At 70.1% G+C, this 16,940-nt stretch carries 14 protein-coding genes; 3 read left to right on the plus strand and 11 right to left on the minus strand.

What is annotated here, in order from left to right:
- Positions 1-7 precede the first annotated feature (7 nt).
- Positions 8-1,006 carry a GNAT family N-acetyltransferase gene (locus tag ABZU76_RS08905; protein ID WP_354866599.1) on the plus strand — a complete coding sequence of 333 codons (999 nt, stop codon included), beginning with the start codon at positions 8-10 and terminating at the stop codon, positions 1,004-1,006.
- Here the strand turns inward: ABZU76_RS08905 and ABZU76_RS08910 are convergent.
- The 10 genes from ABZU76_RS08910 to ABZU76_RS08955 form a co-directional block, all read right to left on the minus strand.
- A complete protein-coding gene (locus tag ABZU76_RS08910; protein WP_255637863.1) occupies positions 1,003-1,353 on the minus strand; it encodes an extradiol dioxygenase in 351 nt (116 codons plus the stop codon). The two genes, ABZU76_RS08905 and ABZU76_RS08910, sit on opposite strands and share 4 nt — an antisense overlap.
- Positions 1,354-1,402: 49 nt before the next feature.
- The gene (gene sbnA, locus ABZU76_RS08915) at positions 1,403-2,389 is read right to left on the minus strand and encodes a 2,3-diaminopropionate biosynthesis protein SbnA (protein WP_354866601.1); all 987 of its coding nucleotides are present in this window, start codon (positions 2,387-2,389) and stop codon (positions 1,403-1,405) included.
- Between the two features lie 24 nt (positions 2,390-2,413).
- On the minus strand, positions 2,414-3,484 hold the full coding sequence (gene sbnB / locus ABZU76_RS08920; protein ID WP_354866603.1) for a 2,3-diaminopropionate biosynthesis protein SbnB: 1,071 nt from the start codon (positions 3,482-3,484) through the stop codon (positions 2,414-2,416).
- On the minus strand, positions 3,481-4,485 hold the full coding sequence (locus tag ABZU76_RS08925) for a TauD/TfdA family dioxygenase (RefSeq protein WP_354866605.1): 1,005 nt from the start codon (positions 4,483-4,485) through the stop codon (positions 3,481-3,483). Before ABZU76_RS08925 ends, sbnB begins: the two co-directional genes overlap by 4 nt.
- 22 nt (positions 4,486-4,507) lie before the next feature.
- On the minus strand, positions 4,508-7,753 hold the full coding sequence (locus tag ABZU76_RS08930) for an amino acid adenylation domain-containing protein (protein ID WP_354866607.1): 3,246 nt from the start codon (positions 7,751-7,753) through the stop codon (positions 4,508-4,510).
- A gap of 17 nt (positions 7,754-7,770) precedes the next feature.
- Positions 7,771-10,500 carry a Pls/PosA family non-ribosomal peptide synthetase gene (locus tag ABZU76_RS08935; protein ID WP_354866798.1) on the minus strand — a complete coding sequence of 910 codons (2,730 nt, stop codon included), beginning with the start codon at positions 10,498-10,500 and terminating at the stop codon, positions 7,771-7,773.
- A 589-nt stretch (positions 10,501-11,089) separates the two neighbouring features.
- Positions 11,090-12,049, minus strand: coding sequence for a zinc-binding dehydrogenase (locus tag ABZU76_RS08940; RefSeq protein ID WP_354866609.1), 960 nt, complete (start codon positions 12,047-12,049; stop codon positions 11,090-11,092).
- 38 nt (positions 12,050-12,087) lie between these two features.
- The gene (locus ABZU76_RS08945; protein WP_354866611.1) at positions 12,088-12,549 is read right to left on the minus strand and encodes a GNAT family N-acetyltransferase; all 462 of its coding nucleotides are present in this window, start codon (positions 12,547-12,549) and stop codon (positions 12,088-12,090) included.
- Positions 12,550-12,658: 109 nt separating this feature from the next.
- A complete protein-coding gene (locus tag ABZU76_RS08950) occupies positions 12,659-13,390 on the minus strand; it encodes an alpha/beta fold hydrolase (protein ID WP_354866613.1) in 732 nt (243 codons plus the stop codon).
- 26 nt (positions 13,391-13,416) lie between these two features.
- Positions 13,417-13,896 (minus strand): pyridoxamine 5'-phosphate oxidase family protein, encoded by a 480-nt coding sequence (locus ABZU76_RS08955; protein ID WP_220239637.1) that lies wholly within the window; start codon positions 13,894-13,896, stop codon positions 13,417-13,419.
- Between the two features lie 381 nt (positions 13,897-14,277).
- On the opposite strand from ABZU76_RS08955, the gene ABZU76_RS08960 reads away from it, so the two are divergent.
- Positions 14,278-14,739 (plus strand): carboxymuconolactone decarboxylase family protein, encoded by a 462-nt coding sequence (locus tag ABZU76_RS08960; protein WP_354866615.1) that lies wholly within the window; start codon positions 14,278-14,280, stop codon positions 14,737-14,739.
- 31 nt (positions 14,740-14,770) lie between these two features.
- On the plus strand, positions 14,771-16,129 hold the full coding sequence (locus ABZU76_RS08965; protein WP_354866617.1) for an MFS transporter: 1,359 nt from the start codon (positions 14,771-14,773) through the stop codon (positions 16,127-16,129).
- A gap of 54 nt (positions 16,130-16,183) precedes the next feature.
- Here ABZU76_RS08965 and ABZU76_RS08970 read toward each other — a convergent pair whose 3' ends face one another.
- Positions 16,184-16,918, minus strand: coding sequence for an IclR family transcriptional regulator (locus ABZU76_RS08970; RefSeq protein WP_354866619.1), 735 nt, complete (start codon positions 16,916-16,918; stop codon positions 16,184-16,186).
- Between the last annotated feature and the right edge of the window lie 22 nt (positions 16,919-16,940).

A 16,940-nucleotide genomic window follows, 5' to 3' on the forward strand; every position in this document is an offset into this window, starting at 1 on the left:
CTCGCACGTGGAGATCGAACCGCTCGACCCGGCGTCGGCCGGCAGCTCGGTTCTCGAGGGCGTCCACGAGGTGGTCTCGGCCGCCGACCGGCTGGACAAGCCGGGCGCGCCGCCGGTGACGTTCGAGACGGCCATCGGCCGGCTCCGGAACCCTCAGCCGAACCTGGGCCGCGTCCTGCGCTGGGTGGCACGCCGGGACGGGCGCGTGGTCGGGCTCGCCGGCCTGTACTTTCCGGACGCCGAAAACAGCCATCTCGGCCTCCTGGAGCTGACCGTCCACCCAGAGGCCCGTCGCGACCGCATCGGCACCGCCGTCCTCAGCTCGATCACGCCGGAACTGCGCGGGCGCACGGTCCTGGAGTGCTGGAACGTCACCAAGTGCGGCGCCGGCGTCGCCTTCGGCACGGCGCTCGGTTTCGAGGTGGTCGACGAGACGGTGTTCCAGACGCTGTCGCTCGTCGGCGCCGATCGCTCCACGTGGGAAGTCTCGCCGGCAGCCGGATATCGCTTGCACACCTGGCACGGCGTCGCGCCGGAGGAGCTGGTGGCCTCCTACGCCGAGGCGCGGCGCGCGATCGCGGACAGCCCGTTCGGCCGCTCGGCGTACCGGTTTCCGCGGTGGACCGCCGGCCGCGTGCGCGAGTCCGAGGCCGACCGCCGCCGGCGCGGGATCGACCACCGGGTGGTCGCGGTGGTACAGCGGGATTCCGGGCGGGTCGTGGGCTTCACGGAACTGCAGCTGTACCCGCATCGCCGCGACCTCGGCTATCAGGGCGACACCGCCGTGCTGGCCGCGCACCGCGGGCGCGGACTCGGTTTCTGCGCGAAGGCGGCCATGCTGCGCCTGCTGCTCGCCGAGCGCCCCGACGTCGAACAGGTCGTCACGTCGACGGCGGCGGCGAACCCGTACATGGTCAACGTGAACGTGGCGCTCGGCTACCGGACCACGCGGGAAACGGTGATCCTCGCCCAGGACACCGAGAAGCTCGCGCGCCGTCAAAACTAGAGGTCGGTGGCCCGCGGATGGTGGGGTTCGTAGATCCCCACTTGACTGCCACCGGGGAGCCGGAAACCGCTCAACCGCCCCCACCGCTCTTCTTCGACCGGCGCGCACGTGACGCCGGCGGCGGCCAGATCGGCCAGCGTCGCGTCCAGGTCGTCGCACATGAAGTACAGCTCGTGGGACGGCGGGCCGTCGCCGGGGTGGACGGCGAGTTCGGCCGGCGGGAGTTTGAAGATCAGCCAGCCGCCGCCGGCGTCGACGTGGGGGAAGGCGAGGACCTCGCGGAAGAAGGCGCGGTCCGCTTCGGCGTCGTGGCTGGAAACGATCACGTGGGCTCCGCTGATGGGCATGCGGTCACTGTCGCACACCCAGGCGCCGGAAGCCGGACTCCGCAAACGATCAGTCCCGCCGGAAGCCCGCGATCATCTCGTCGTGGTCGAGCACGTCGTCGCCGTAGAGGTCCTGGAGCCAGTTCGTCTGGTAGATCGTGTCGAGGTAGCGCTCGCCGAGGTCCGGCGCGATGGCGACGGCGGTGAGGCCTTGCCCGTCGTGCTCGGGGAGCCAGCGCATGGCGCCGCTGACGACGGTGCCGGTGGAGCCGCCGAAGAGGAACCCCCTGCGGGCCAGCCGGTGGCAGCAGCGGATGGTGTCGGCCTCCTCGACGGCGATCACCTCGTCCACATAGGACTCGTCAAGCAGCGCCGGCCGGACACTCGTGCCGAGGCCGGGGATCATCCGGCGGCCCGGCGCGCCGCCGAAGGTCACCGAGCCGGCGCTGTCCACCGCGACGATGTGGACCGGTCGGGGCCATTCCCGGAAGAAGCGGGCGCAGCCCATGAGCGTGCCCGTGGTGCCCGCGCCGACGAACAGCACGTCGAGTTTCGGGAACTGGCGGGCGATCTCCGGCGCCGTGGTCCGGTAGTGCGCCTTCCAGTTGTCCGGGTTGGCGTACTGGTTGAGCCAGACGTAACGCTCGTCGGAAGCGCACAGCTCACGCACCAGCGCGAGCCGCGCACCCAGGAAACCGCCGTCGGCGGCGGGCTCCGCGATGATGTGCACGCGGCTGCCCAGCGCCTCCATCAGCCGCCGGCTGGCCAAGTTGCAGCGCGAGTCGGTGACGCAGAGGAACTTGTAGCCCTTGCTGGCGGCGACCATGCTGAGCGCCACGCCGAGGTTCCCCGACGACGACTCGACCAGGATCGAGTCCCGCCTCAGCAGCCCCTGCCACTCGGCGGCCTCCACCATCTCGGTCGCGGCCTTGAGCTTGATCGACCCGGCGAAGTTGAAACCCTCGCACTTGAGGAAGAGAGAATGCCCGAAGATCGACTCGAGATCGACGTACAGCTCTTCCTCGTTGAAGTCCGTGGGATCGGATATCACGGTCACGATGACCCCCTCCCTGGTTTATCGTCAGCCGTAGCGGCGCAGTTCGTGGAAGAAGTCCGGGATGACGGTCAGCTCGCCGGCCCGGGCCACTTCGTCGTAGACGTACTTGCCCACCGCGAGGTCGAGGACCCCGAGCCCGAACGGCGAGAACACCACCGGCCGGTCGGCCGGCACAGAGACCCGTCCGGCCAGGACGTCGTCCAATGTGCCGTCGAGGAACTCGCGCCCGCCCGTGAGCTGCTCGGCCAGATGCGGCGACGTACCGGCCTTCAGGCAGTGCTCGACGTCGTCGACGAAATTGGCCGTGCTCAGCAGGAGCTCCGGCGCGAGATCACGCAGGGAAACGTGCAGCACCACCGGATCGTGGTCGAACCACGACCGCTCGGACACGTGCGGCCGGCCCGCGACGGTGGCGAACACGATCAGGTCGCTCGAGGAGATCAGCGACTCCGCCGACGCGTGGACCGTGATCCGCCCGCCGGTCCCCGATCGCTCGAGGTACCCGCGGAACCCCGCACCGCTCTCGGCCGACAGGTCGTGCACGCCGATTTCGTCGAACTCCCAGCCGGTGCCGGCCAGGAAAGTGTGGACGTAACGGGCGATGAGCCCCGTCCCCACGAACCCGACCCGCATCGGCCGCGCCCTGCCCCGGCTGAGCGCCGCCGCGGCGCACGCCGCCAGAGCGGCGGTCCGCGTGGCGCTGATGATGGAGCTTTCCAGGCACGCGAACGGGTATCCGGTGTCGTGGTCGTTGAGGATCAGGACCGCCGACGCCCGCGGAATCCCGGACGCGATGTTCTCGGGGAAGCTCGAGATCCACTTCAGACCGTCCACTCGTACCTGTCCGCCGATCGAGGCCGGCAGCGCGATGATCCGGGACGCCGGGCGGTCGGGGAACCGCAGGAAGTACGACGGCGGGTTCACCGTGTCGCCCGCGCTGTGCAGCCGGTAGGTGGCCTCCACCAGTTCGACGATCTCCTGCTCGCGCCCCGCGAGCGTGCGCCGCACCTGGCCGCCGCCGATCACGGCGAACGGGGGCACCGCGTTCGGCCCGCCGGTTTCGGCGCGGGCCGGGTTGGGTCGGATCGCGGTCATCTCGCACCCACTTCGGTACTCGGCGCGAGGTCGGCCCGCCGCACCGGATCGGCCAGCCCGACGAGCACCTCGCGGGGCCCCTCGAAGGGCTCCCGGCTGTGCGCGGTCCGGATGTTGTCCACCAGCATCAGGTCCCCGGCCTGCCACGGCTCGCGCGCGGTGTTGGCCTCGTAGACGCGGTTGAGCAGCGCCACCACGTCCTCGCCGATCGGGTCACCGCCCCCGAAGCAGGTGTTGAACGGCAGCGCGTCGGCCCCGTACACGTCGACCAGGTACTCGCGGATCTCGGGATCCATCGTCCACTCGTTGAGGAACGCGACCTGGTTGAACCAGCAGCGCCGGCCGGTGACCGAGTGGCGCACCACCGCGCTGCGCCGCTGCCGAGTGCGCAACCCGCCGTCGGGCTGCCACTCGAACTCGATCGCGTTCGTCCGGCAGTAGTTCTCGATCTCCGCCCGGTCGTCGGTGCCGAACGACTCCGCGACCGTCGCGCCGATCTCGTCGTTGTAGCTGCGGGTGAGCAGCCAGCCCTCCTGCTCGAACCGGCGAACGAGCTCCTCGGGCAGCGCGTCGAGCACGGTCGGCGAGTCCGACACGGCCGTGGCGCCGCCTTCGGTGGGCGCGCCGAGGCAGGCGAACAGCAGCAGACCGGGAACCTCGAGCCGGTAGCTCAGCTCGTGGTGCATGCACATCGGCTGGTTCTGCGGCCACGCCGACGACGAGTACACCCCGGCCGAGTAGACCTCGCGCGACGCGAAGGCCTCGCGGTCTTTCATCAGTTCGGTGGCCAGGCGCTCGAACACGGCGGCGACGTCGGCGGCGTCGCTCAGCCCGAGGCCGCGGACGAGCACGGACCCGTGCTCGTCGACGGCGGCGCGCAGCGTGTCGCGGTGTTCGCTCGCCCAGCCCGGTGCACCGGTGCCCGGCTCGGCCGGCAGCAGCGGAACCCCGCCCGGGCTCAGCTGCACTTCGGCGAGCGATGCCGACGTTGAGGAAACCATGACTTGTCCTTTCGGCTCGAATTCACGTGACGAGCACCGGTTCGGCGGCCCGCAGAACGATCCGCGCGGTCTCGGCCGGGTTGGTGCGCGGGAAGTAGTGGCCGCCGCCGGCGATCGCACGCACCTCGACTTGCTCGGCCAGCAGCCGCCATTCGCCGTGACGGTCGCGGAAGTCCACGGTGATCGGGTCGTCGTCCGCGGCGACGACGGTGACGGGCGTGGTCAGCTTCTCGGCCGGCGGGTTCGCCAGAGCGGAGGCGAGGTAGCTGTGCGCGGACACGCAGTCGTGCCGGAACGCCGCGCCGACCTGCTCGGCCCGCTGCGCGTCGAGCTCGCCGAGCGCGGGGTCGCCGCTGTCCGCGGCCAGCTCCGCGGCGATCGCGGAGTTGCTCAGCCGGCCCAGCTCGCTGATCGAGGCGCGCCGTTCGTCGGCGTCGCCCAGCAGCTGCGCGCCCAGGAACACCCGCCGCACATCCACTCCGCGCCCGGCGAGCCGCCGGGCCGTCTCGAAGGCGAACGCGGCACCGGAGGAATGGCCCCACAACAGCACACCCTTCGGCGCAAGGTGATCGATTTCCGCGACGACCTGGTCGACCACCCGCGCCATCGGCGCGAACGCCTCACGGTCGGCGGCCAGGTCGTGGCCGGGCAGCTCCACGGCGTACACCGCGAGCCCGCTCCCCTGCAGCTCCGAGGCCAGCGGCCGGAAGTTCACCGAGTTGCCCCCGGCGTGCGGGAAGCAGACGAGCACGGCGTCCGGTTCTCCAGCCGGCTCGGTGAGCGGCTGCAGCAGCTCGACGGCCTCGGCGCGGGCCTGGTCCGCGAGCAGCGCGGCCTGGTCGGCGAGCACCGGGTGCCGGGTGATCTCGGCGAGCGACACCGCGCGATCCAGGGCGACGGCCAGCTTCACCGCCGAGAGCGAGGTGCCGCCCCGGTCGAAGAAGTGGTCGCGCCGGCCGATCTTCTCCGGCGCGAGGCCGAGCACGCCGGCCCACGCGGCCGCCAGCCGCTGCTCGGCGGGTGTCGCCGGAGCGTCGTGGTCTTCTTCGGCGCCTTCGAGCTCCGTCGCCAGCGCGGTCAGCGCCAACTTGTCGATCTTGCCGTTGGCAGTCAACGGAAGCTGCTCCCGCCAGTGGAACGCCGACGGGACCATGTAACCGGGCAGCGAGCCGCTCAACCGCGCGTGCAACGTCTTGCCGGGCAGCGCCTCGGCGGCGGAGTAGAACGCCACCAGGTGCTTGCCCTGGCCGTCCCGCTCGGCGACCACCACGGCGCCGTCGCCGACGCCGGGCACACGCAGCAGCGTGTTCTCGACCTCGCCGATCTCGATCCGGAAGCCGGAGATCTTCACCTGGCTGTCGCGGCGGCCCAGGAATTCCAGCCGGCCCCCGGGCAGCCAGCGCCCCCGGTCACCGCTGCGGTACAGGCGTTCGCCCGCCCGGTGCGGATCGGGCAGGAACGCCGCGAGGGTCCGCGCGAGGTCGTTCACGTACCCGCGCCCCACGCACACACCGGAGAACACGATCTCGCCGGGCGCGCCCAGCGGCACCGGCTGCAGGTGCTCGTCGACGACGTAGACGTGCACGTTGTTCACGGGCCGCCCGAGCGGGACCCGGCCGGCATCCGGTGGCCGGTCCATGACCTCGTGGTTGGTGTCGTCGGAGGTCTCGGTGAGGCCGTAGGCGTTGACCAGCTTGACGTCCGGGTACGCCGCGAACCAGCGCTGCACCAGCTCCTTCTTCACCGCCTCGCCGGTCACCGACACGCACCGCAGGTAAGGCAGCGGGCGCGGATGACTCTCCACAAAGGACAGAACGGCTTCCAGGTAGGACGGCACGACCTGCGCCACCGCGACCCGGTCCCGCGCGAGCCGGTCGACGAACCGCTCGGCGTCGAGGATCACCTCCTGCTCGACGATCAGCGTCCGCCCGCCGACGAGCAACGGCGCCAGCAGCTGCCACAACGAGATGTCGAAGCACTGGGGCGCGGTCTGCGCCACGACCTGTCCCTCGGCGATCCCCAGGTCGTCGATCTTGGCGTGCAGATGGTTCAGCATCCCCGCGTGCTCGCACATCGCGCCCTTGGGCTCACCGGTGGAGCCGGAGGTGAAGTAGATGTAGGCGAGCTGGCGCGGCGTCACGTCGATCCCGAGGTCGGTCGAGGACCGGTGCTCCGCGCAGGCCGCCTCGATGAGCAGCTGCACCGCGCCGGGCAGCAACTCCAGCGCGTGGTCGAGCGTCTCACTGCTGCCGCGTTCGGTCAGCACCAGTTCGCAGCCGGCCCGCCGCAGCGTCTTCGCGATCCGCTCGGGCGGGAAGTGCGGTTCGACCGGCAGGTACACGCCACCGGCCTTGAACACGGCGAGCACAGCGGTGAGCCAGCCGAGGTTCCGCTCGGTCACCATCGCCACCACGCTTTCCCGGCGCAGGCCGCGGGCGAGCAGCGCCCGCGCGAGCCGGTTGGCCCGCTCGTTGAGCTCGCGGTAAGTCCACGCGTGCTCGCCGTGCACGGCCGCGATCGCGTCCGGGTGCCGCCGCACCCGTTGCTCGAACAGCTCGTGCGCGCGCAGGTCGGGCAAAGGCCGGCTCGGTCCGGCGAGCCCGTCGAGCTGGAACCGCAGCTCGTCGGGTGCGAGCAGGCTCTGCGGCGCGTGCTCGGTGTCCGGGGCCGCCACCAGCCGCGCGAGCGCGGCGACGTGGTAGCCGGCGATCCGGGCCGCGGCGGCCGCGTCGAGCACATCGGCGCGGTAGCGCACATCGAGACGGCGGCGGCGGTTCGCGAACCCGACGCGCAGCACCGTCGTCCCGGTGAGCTCACCGTCGCCGGCGGGGTCGAACACGGTCTCCGTGACGGGGCCGGGCACCTCCAGGTCGCGCCGCAGCTCGTCCACCGGGAAATGCCGGTGCGCCAACAACTGCGACTCGGCCCGGTACGTCTCGGTCACCAGTTCCCGCCAGGTTTCCGGCTCCGTCGTCAGGCGGCACGGCACCGGCGCGCCGGCCGGCGTCGCATAGCCGGTCACGACCTCGCGTTCACCGGTCAGCGCGGCGAGCACCCTTGCGTGCGCAGCGAGCAGCACCGCACTGCCCGGGATCCCCAGCTCCCGCGCCAGCCGGCGCACTCCCGCCGCGACCGGGGCGGGCAGCCGCACGGTCGTCGTGCCCACTCCCGCACCCGAACCCGAGGTCCAGCGCGGCACGGTCGTGGCCCCTCCTGCCACGAGCACGTCGCGCCAGAACCGGAAGTCCGCTCTCGGTAGCTCTCCCACTGTGTTTTCCCCTCCGCTCACCGTGGCCACGGGCTCGGCCGCCACGTTCCGTCGGCGATGATCGCGTGTCCATTGTGTCCGTTGTGTTCTCTGTGTCCATCCGGGACGCGGCGCCGCGGGCTGGGCCGCCGCTTTCCGTCGGTGACGGCGAAGTGCTCGATCGACTTGCCGTTGTGGCCTTCCCGTCGCCGGTGCCGGCCGGTCGCGACGCGACCGTCGGCTTCACGGCCGGACCTGATCTCCCGGGCCGGGTTGCCCTCCCACCGGGTGTGCGGCGGCACGTCCTCGCCCTTCATCAGGAAAGAGTCGGCCGCGAGCACCGAACCCTCGCCCATCGTCGCTCCGTAGTGGACCCACGCGCCGACCCCGACGGTGCTTCGTGCGCCGACGGTGATGCGGTCGGCCTTGAAGGCACCGTCCTCCTGGGAATGGCATTGCACGTGCGTGCCGATGTTGAGGGTGGCCTCGTCGCCGATCGTCACGAGGGTCTTCTCCGGCATCGCCGCGCCGTCGTCGAACACGCGCTTCCCGACCTTGACCCCGAGCAGCCGCCAGGCCAGGTTCTTGAAGGGCGTGCCGTTGAGGGCCTGGACGTGCACTGTGGACGCCGCCGCCTTCCAGAAGCGCTCGTGGCGCCAGAACCGGCGGTCGTAGATCGAGCAGTACAGCGGCCGCAGCGGGTGGATCACGATGGACGCGCGTTCCACCAGCGTGAAATACACGGAGCTGAACAGCAGCGCGGCGACCGAAGCCATCGCCACCGCCGAAACCCCGAAGCGCGGGTAGAGCTCCACCGAGGCCCAGCCGAGCAGCATCACCGCGAAGAAGTAGAACCAGCGCACCAGCAGGAACATCACGGCGGTGCCGGCGTTGTGCCGGTTCTTCGCGGCCAGCCGGCGGCGGAACTCGTCGCCGGTGCGCAGGTGGTCGAACTGGTGGTCGCGGGCCACGGTGCGCGGGATCTCGAAGCTCGGCGAGCCCAGCAGTCCCACGTTCTCGCGGACAGGGCCGTCGACGGGCACGAGGACCTTGGTCGCGAGCAGGCAGTTCTCCCCCGTCCGCCCCTGGGAGGGGTAGACGATCACGTTGCCGAGGAAGTTGTGCGCGCCGATGGCCGCCCGGGACACCTTGAAGGACGTGCTCGAATAGTCGGCGTTCACGATCGAAAGCCCGTCCGCCACCATCGTGCCGCTGCCGACGGAGCTCTGGTACGGCGTCTCGTGCTTGATCGCAGTGCCGAAGTTCGAGCCGGTCTGCTCGACGTCGGGCATCCGGTAGCCGAGGTAGCGCAGGTAGTGCACGATCGCGGAACTGTCGCCGAACACGGTCATGAAGAACTTGAGGTTGGTGATCAGCCGGATCGCCCGCAGGATCGAGTACCGCAAGGTGTAGAGGCGGTAGACCTTGTCCGGCTTGAGCGCGAGGCTGAGCACGCGCGGGACGACGGCGATGAGGATCAGCCCGAGCAGCGAGACGCCGAAGAAGATCACGAACGTGACCGCCAGCGCGTCGCGGTAGAACGCCCAGCTCCCGAGGGAGACCACGGGGGTCGCCAGCATCGTGGTGAGCCGCGGGGCCTTGTCGATGAGCAGGTCCGCACCGCCGACCGCCAACGGGAGGTACACGAGCAGCATGGTCAGCAGCTGCGAGACACCGTAGGTAAACCGGCGCACCCGGCCGCACCTCGCGGGCCCGACCCCTCGGTAGTCCGCCTCCGCGCGAAGCGCCGGCGACCCGTGCCAGCGCTCACCGGCCGGCACCGCCTGCCCGGGGTGCAGCGACGACACGTGCCCCAGCTGGGAGCCGTCGCCCATCGTCGTGCCGATGTCGAGCACCGACAACTCACCCACGAACACGTCCTTGCCCAGCGTCACCGAACCGGTCTGGAGCACGCCGGCTTCGGCCCGGTAGCCGGTGAAGAACGAGTCTTTCCGGATCACCGAGCCCGCGCCGATGGTGAGCAGGTCGGTGCACACGGGCACGTTGCGTGAGAAGATCGCGACTCCCGGGCCGATCTTCGCACCCAGTGCCTTCAGGTACAGCACGTACAGCGGCGAGCCCAGGAACAGCAGTGCCACCGGATTCCGCTGCACCAGCGTCTTGACGAGCCAGAACCGGAAGTAGGCAAGCGACCACACACGAATCCGCTGCGGCTTCCACCGGCCGACGAGCACCCACTTCGCCACGACCGGCAGCAGGCACAGCCCGATCAGGCTCGCACCGCCGAACAGCACGAGCCGCACGTAGACCTCCAGCAGGTTCGCCGAGGCGTAGACCCACGAAGCACCGCGTACCACCAGGAGTGCGGCGATATAGGAATAACCCAGGAAAGTCACGAACTGGAGCAGTCCGCAGAGGACGTACGCCACCGCGCCGGCGCGAGGGAGGTCAGCAGCCTCCACCGCGGTCTGTTGTGCGCCCTGTTCCCGGTCCTGTTCTTCGGCCGCCGGCTCCGCCTCGGCGGGTTCGTCGACGGTGAGCGCGGTCGCGAGACTCCGCGCGGTCGGGTTGGCGTAGACGTCCTTCATCGACACCGACGGCACGTCCGCCCGCTTGCGGACCCGCGCGCAGAAATGCGCCATCACCAGCGAGTTCACGCCCAGGTCGTCGAAGAAGTGGCTCTCGGCCGACACCTGGTCGACCTTCGCCACCTCCGCGAGCACCTCGGCGTAGACGCGCTCCGTCCGGTCGGGGGTGATGGCGTGCCTGCCATGACCCCGTCGAGATTCTGCCCAGGCCCCCGTCAGGAATTCGTCAGATTCCCCCAGGCCCCGGGCTTGGGTCTTCCCACCTGTATTCTCCCACCTCCACGTCCCCGACCGGCCGGACGTACCGGCATCGTCTCGAGGCCGTTCGCCACCCACTGTAATCCCCCTCCGCGTGCCGTCGACCCCAAAACGGTCCTTACGGGCACATTACGTCCCCTGGTTCGGAGTTCTACCGAGAACGTCTTCCGAGGTAGCGGAGAATTTCAACGGCAACCGGGTCGACCGGACGATCCGGCGTGCGCTCTCCTTGATCCACCAGGGGGTTCGCGCACGGTGCCGAGTTAGTCGCGTCGGGTTCAAGTTCAGGACTGACCCGGCTGATCGACCTTTCCCACCGGGCCGTTACAGCGATTCGAGATTTGTTTTTCAAGCGGTGTCGCCGATTTGATCATTCACCGTCGCGAATTTGATCTTCACTGTCCGTAACCGGCCAGTCTGAGCGAGGAACAAACGGGGGAGGAAATACTCCAACCCGCTTGAATCGCACTATTCGCGGTGTTGCACGAATGTAATCCCGGGGGCCGCCCGGGCGTCCGGGGCACGCGTTGTGTCCGCCGTGGACACTGTCCTACGGGGTCAGCAGCACCACACGTCCGTGCACCTCACCGCGTTCGAGTCGCCGATGGGTTTCCGCGGCGTCCGCGAGGGTGCGGTGCTCCACCCGGCGCGGACGCAAGCCGCCCGCGGCGAAGCGGGGGTTCAGGGCCGCAGCGGCCTCGGCAAGGTCGGCGGCCGTCGCGTTCGAGATGGCGAAGCCGAGGACCGAGCGGTCGTGCATGTACAGCTCGCCGGCCGGCAGCACGGGGCGACTGCGGGCGCCGGCCAGCAGCACAATGCGGCCCCGCCAGGCCAGCAGGCGCACCGCCGCCTCAAGGTCGTTGCGGCCGGAGGTGTCGACGAACAGGTCGACCGGCCCGGCGGACGCCAGCCTGTCGGACAACCGCTCGTCGCGGTAGTCGAACACCTCTGCGGCGCCCAGGTCACCGCAGCGGCCGAGATCGGCGGCCGACGCGGTCGCGAGGACCCGGGCGCCCGCCGCGGCCGCCAGTTCGATCAGCGCGCCGCCGACGTTCCCGCCGCCGCCGGCGACCAGCACCGTCTCGCCGGGCAGCACGCGGCCGAAGGTGACCAGAGCCAGGTACGCGGTGGCCGCCGGATGCGCCATCGCGACGACGTCGAGCGGGTCGGCGCCCTCGGGCACGCGGTAGAGCCGGTCGGCGGGCACCACCGCGCGTTCGGCGGTCGCGCCCTGGCGCCCCGCGTGTCCGAGGCTGTTGCACCACACCCACTCACCGGCCCGGAATCCCCGGGCGTCCGCCGCGACGCGCCCGACGAGGTCCCGGCCGAGCACCAGCGGCAGCGGGACTTCCGTCACGTACAGCCCGGAGCGGACAAAGGTGTCGACCGGGTTCACCGACGCCGCAACGACATCCACCGCGACATCACCCGGGCCGGCCACGGGCTCGGGCAGCTCGCCGAAGCGGATCTCCGCCACGCCACCGAGCCGTTCGACGTAGGCCGCACGCACTTTTTCTCCTCCTGAAGGGGTATCGGTGCCGACGCGGGTCAAGACCGGCTCTCGAGCTCCACCGGCCCGGCGAAGTGGAACGCCGTGATGTCCAGCCGGTGGCGGAGGTAGAACCGGTGCGCGTGGGGGTTGGCGACGCCGGAGTCGAGCTCCAGCCGGACGCACCCGCCGCGCCGGCCCAGCGTCTTCAGCTCGCCCATCAACCGGGCGCCGACCCCCCGCGACCGCGCGGCCTCGTCGGTGACCAGGTCGTCGACGAACAGGACGCGGCCCCGGCTCGTCACAAGCGTGCGGTACCCGGCCGCGGCCAGCGGCTGCCCGGCCGGCGAGTACGCGATCAGGTACCGCAGCCCCTGGTCGTGTCCTTCGGTCACCAGCGCTTCGAACAGTTCGCCGGACAACGCGGGCCGCAGCCGCAGCAGCAGCGGCAGCAGGTCCTGGTTCACCCGCGGATCGTCGGCTGGCCCCAGCTCCCGGAAAACCAGCTCGGCTTCGTCCATCGACCTGCAACTCCTCGTTCTTCCAGCCCACCCGGCGCCCGGGTGGGGACGTCGCCGCGCCCGCGGGGCCCGGCCCGGCGCGAACGCGGCGACAAACAGTCGAACCTGATCAGTCCCGGCCCGCGAGCTCGAGCTTGCGCGCAAGCAGAGCCGGGTTGGTGAACATGACCTCGTGCGAACCTTCGAGCGTCACCAGCCGGAACGTGCCGAGCCGGCGGGCGTTGGCCAGGTAGCCGTGTTCGGGGTCGCCCGGCGGAAGAGCCGAGTCCTCGCCGCACAGGACATAGCTGCGGGGAACGTCGGTCGACGCGTAGAACTTCGTGAGGTCCAGCTTCTCCACCGTCGGACCGAGCGGTTCCGGGGTGAGCATCTCGTAGGTCTCCCGGGCCCGGGCAAGGTCGGCGTCGCCGATGAACGCGTCGCGCCAGACCTCGAACGGCAGCATCACCGTGTTGTCGCTCGACTGCGCGGCCAGGATCGGGAAGAGCTCCTGGTAGGCGGGCGGAGCGTTGTCCAGCACGCTCGTCCCGTTCGCGGGGACGAAGGCGTTCAGGAACACCAGCCGCCGCACCCGGTCGGGCACACGCTCGACGACGCGGGCGATGACGCTCCCGCCCCAGCTGTGTCCCACGAGGACGAAGCCGGCGAGGTCGTGCCGGTCGACGTAGTCCGTGATCGAGGCCACGCAGTCGTCGTGGGTCACCTCCCGCGACGCTCCGGCGCCGTGGCCGGCGACAGTCGGGCTGTGCACCTCGTGCCCGAGCTCCTCCAGACGCTCGGCCACCTCGGTCCACGACGACCCGTCGTGCCACGAACCGTGCACGAGAACAAAAACTGACACTCCGGCTCCTTCAGGGGAATGGGCGGCTACACGCCGGCTTCGGACGTGGCCTCGGCGAGGCCGTAGTTGCGCAGCCAGCCCTTGCGGACGTCGGCCTCCGGCACGTGGTCCACCGTGTACGCGGGCGACAGGAGCTCCGCCGCCTCGCTGACCGCGATCTTCACGGCGTGGTTTGTCGGCTGGCTGTCGCTGTGCTTCGACACCAGCCACGCGCGAATCCACTCGAAATCCGGATGTCCCGCGTCGAGGATCTCGGCGGTGCCGCGGAAGCGGAAACCCTTGCGGGCGATGAAGTCCACCACGTTGACCTCGATCGCCGGCTGGTGGCGCAGGTTCTCCACGGTCTGCGGCGAAGCGATGTCCATGAAGATCAGGTGTTCGGGGTCGAGCACGCGCACCGAGCCCTTGGGCGAGACGTTGGGAGTCCCGTCAGGACGGACGGTCGCGACGAACATCAGTTTCGCGGCTTCGATGACGTCGGTCATTTCTTGGCTGATCGTGGGCACGGAAAACACCTCATTACGTATCTCTGGAGCCTGCCCGACACTTAACCGCGTGCCAGTGCGGCGAAGCATGAAATTCTTCTGAGCAGAACCAGCCGGGGATCCCGGCGCCGATTGCCTGTCCGGCCGGCGCCGAGTTCGTCGGCCGCCTCCCGCCACGCTAGCCGGATTCCGGCGCCGGCACCTGGTCCACTTCCTCACCGGCTCCGTGGACCGGTTCGGCGCGCAACCGTTCTGCACACAAGAATTCCCGGTCACGACCGAGTGCCGCGAGGTTAGTGTCCTCGGTCAACGCGACCTGGACCTGGTCGATCCAGGATGTGAACTCTCCAGGTGACCCGAAAGCCGACCGACAAGCCCAGCGAACGAAACCGGGAGATCGCAGTGACCGAGCGCATGAACTACTCCGCCGTCGCTCCGGAGGCGTACAAGTCGATGCTCGCCATGCAGAAGTACCTGGCGACGTCGTCGATCGACCACACCCTGCATGAACTCGTGAAGATCCGGGTGGCGCAGATCAACGGCTGCGCCTACTGCGTCGACGTCCACACGCGCGACGCCCGTAAACACGGCGAAGAGGAGAGCCGGATCTACGCGCTTTCCGTCTGGCGCGAATCGCCGGAGTTCACCGACGAGGAACGCGCCGCGCTCGAACTCGCCGAAGCCATGACGCTCATCGCCGGCCGCGGGGTTCCCGCCGAGACCTGGGAGCTGGCGAGCAAATTCTTCGACGAGCAGCAACTGGCCGATGCCGTCCTCGCCGTCATCACGATCAACGCGTTCACCCGGCTGGCCATCACCACCGGCATGGTCCCCGGCCGGTCCAAGCCGGCCCTCTCGAAGTAGCCGGCCCCTCCGACTCCCCGAAGGAACCACCATGTCCACCTCCGCCGCCGGAACCACCCTCCCCGGCACGAAAGCCGAATCGAGCGGGCAGCGAACAGCACGCGCCGCCTTCTACGGCCTCCTCGTCGACTACTGGGAGATCATGCTCCCGGTGATCGCGCTGGGGCCTGCCATCGAGTACTTCCTCCCGTCCACGCTGCCACCCCAGACGAAGTCGACGCTCACGTTCCTCACGTTCGCCGCCGCGTTCCTGGGCCGGCCGATCGGCAGCGTGATCTTCGGCCACCTCGCCGACACCCTCGGCCGGCGCCGCACGACTGTCGTCTGTTCGGTCGGCATGGGGTTCGCGGTCTTGCTGGTGGCGTTCCTCCCGGGCTACGAGTCCGTCGGCATCTGGGGGCTCGCCGGCGTCCTGCTGCTGCGGCTGCTCGGCGGGATCTTCATGGGCGGGCAATACACCGGGGCCAACCCGCTGGCCATGGAGTCCGCGGAGAAGTCCCGGCGCGGGATCGTGGGCGGGTTCATCGCGTCGGCCTGGCCGGTCTCCTACGTCGCGGTGTCGCTGCTGACGGCGGTGCTCGTGGTGGTGTTCCCGAGCGGCTCGGCGACGTCGGCGTACGCCACCTGGGGCTGGCGGATCCCGTTCCTGATCGGCGCGGTGATGGCGTTCGTCCTGTTCGCCTACGCCCGCAAGACCGCCGAGTCGCAGGCGTGGGCCGCCAACAAGGCCAAGGAGGAGCAGGCGGCGAAGACCCGATCGCCGCTGTGGGAGCTGTTCCGCGGGGAAAACCTGCGCAGCCTCGGGCAGGTTTTCCTGCTCATGACAGGGATCTGGTTCGCCATCCAGATGCTCACCGTCGCGCCGTCCGGCCTCCTGATCTCCTACCTGCACCTGCCCAGCCGGAGCGTGATCTGGGGCATCCTGGCCGCGAACGTGGTGCTCTTCCCCTGTTACCTGCTCCTCGGCGCGTGGGGACAGCGGTTCGGCCGCCGCAGGACCTTGATCGTGTGCGGAATCCTGACGGGAACCGTGTCCGTGGGCTGTGTGATCGGCATGCTGCGCACGCTGGGCTCCGGCGGGCCGTTCTGGCTGGCAATGGTCTTTTTCACCGTCGCGCTGTGCATCAGCGTCGCGCCCAACGCCGTGCTGATCCCGTACCTGTGCGAGCGGTTCCACGTCGGCGTGCGCGCCTCCGGCTACGGCATCGGGTTCACGCTCGCGGTGATCGTCCCCGGGCTGTACTCGTTCATGCTCATCGGGCTCGGGAAGGTCATCCGCTACGAGTACGGCGTGGTGGTCCTGCTGGCCATCGGCGCCGTGTGCACGGTGGCCGGCGCGGTGCTCGGCCCCGAGACCAAGGACGTCGACCTCGACACCCCGGCCGCGTGACGGCCTGACACAGTCCGGGCCGCCGACCACCCGATCGGCGGCCCGGCTGTGTACTCAGGCCTCGGCGAGCTCTCGCGCGATGTCCTCGGCGGTGGCGGTGAGGTGGGCAACCCACTCACGAAGGCGGTCGCGCCGGTACCGGGCGGTGGGCATGGCGATCGAGATCGCCGCCGGGATCGAGCCCGGGGAACCGGCGATCGGGCAGCCGACGGCCGTCAGCCCGACCTCGGTGCGCTGGTCGTTGAGCGCGAAGCCCTGGCGCCGCACCTTCTTCAGGTCCCGCACCAGCGTTTCGACGTCGACGTCCGTCCCGGCGTACCGGGCGCGCACGTCGTCGGAGTCGAGGGCCGCCAGCACCACCCGCCCACCCGACGCGAGGTGAGCGGGGAGCATCCGCCCGGCCCGGTCCCCGACGCGCAGCACCTGGTCGCACTCGGCCGTCGCCACGAACCGCGCCTGATCGCCGACCACGACGATCAAGTTGCTGCTCTCCCGGGTCCGCTCGGTCAGGTTCTGCAGGTGCGGCAACGCGATCTGGCGGAGGTGGTCGACGGGTTCGATCACCGTCGGGCGCCGCAGCACCGAACCCGCGACGTAACGCCGATCCTCGTCCTGCTCGGCGAAGTCCCGGTACACGAGCATGGCCAGCAGCCGGTGCGCGGTCGAGCGGGCGACGCCGAGCCGTTCGGCCGCCTCGGTCAGCCGCAGGGGACCTTCCTGCTGAAGGATCGTCGCGAGGTGCAGCGCGTGGTCGACGGAGTCGATCCCGTAGGTCGGCTTGTTCTTCACATCAGAACTATAAGCACCGCAC

Origin of the sequence: Amycolatopsis sp. NPDC005232, from assembly GCF_040607795.1 — a bacterium.
In the GTDB taxonomy this organism is placed as follows: Bacteria; Actinomycetota; Actinomycetes; order Mycobacteriales; family Pseudonocardiaceae; genus Amycolatopsis.

What these genes read in the sequence shown, in the direction of transcription:
- ABZU76_RS08925 (WP_354866605.1), bottom strand. Translation starts at nt 4,485, where the DNA reads ATGGTTTCCTCAACGTCGGCATCGCTCGCCGAAGTGCAGCTGAGCCCG.
- ABZU76_RS08910 (WP_255637863.1), bottom strand. Translation starts at nt 1,353, where the DNA reads ATGCCCATCAGCGGAGCCCACGTGATCGTTTCCAGCCACGACGCCGAA.
- sbnB (WP_354866603.1), bottom strand. Translation starts at nt 3,484, where the DNA reads ATGACCGCGATCCGACCCAACCCGGCCCGCGCCGAAACCGGCGGGCCG.
- ABZU76_RS08965 (WP_354866617.1), top strand. Translation starts at nt 14,771, where the DNA reads ATGTCCACCTCCGCCGCCGGAACCACCCTCCCCGGCACGAAAGCCGAA.
- ABZU76_RS08945 (WP_354866611.1), bottom strand. Translation starts at nt 12,549, where the DNA reads ATGGACGAAGCCGAGCTGGTTTTCCGGGAGCTGGGGCCAGCCGACGAT.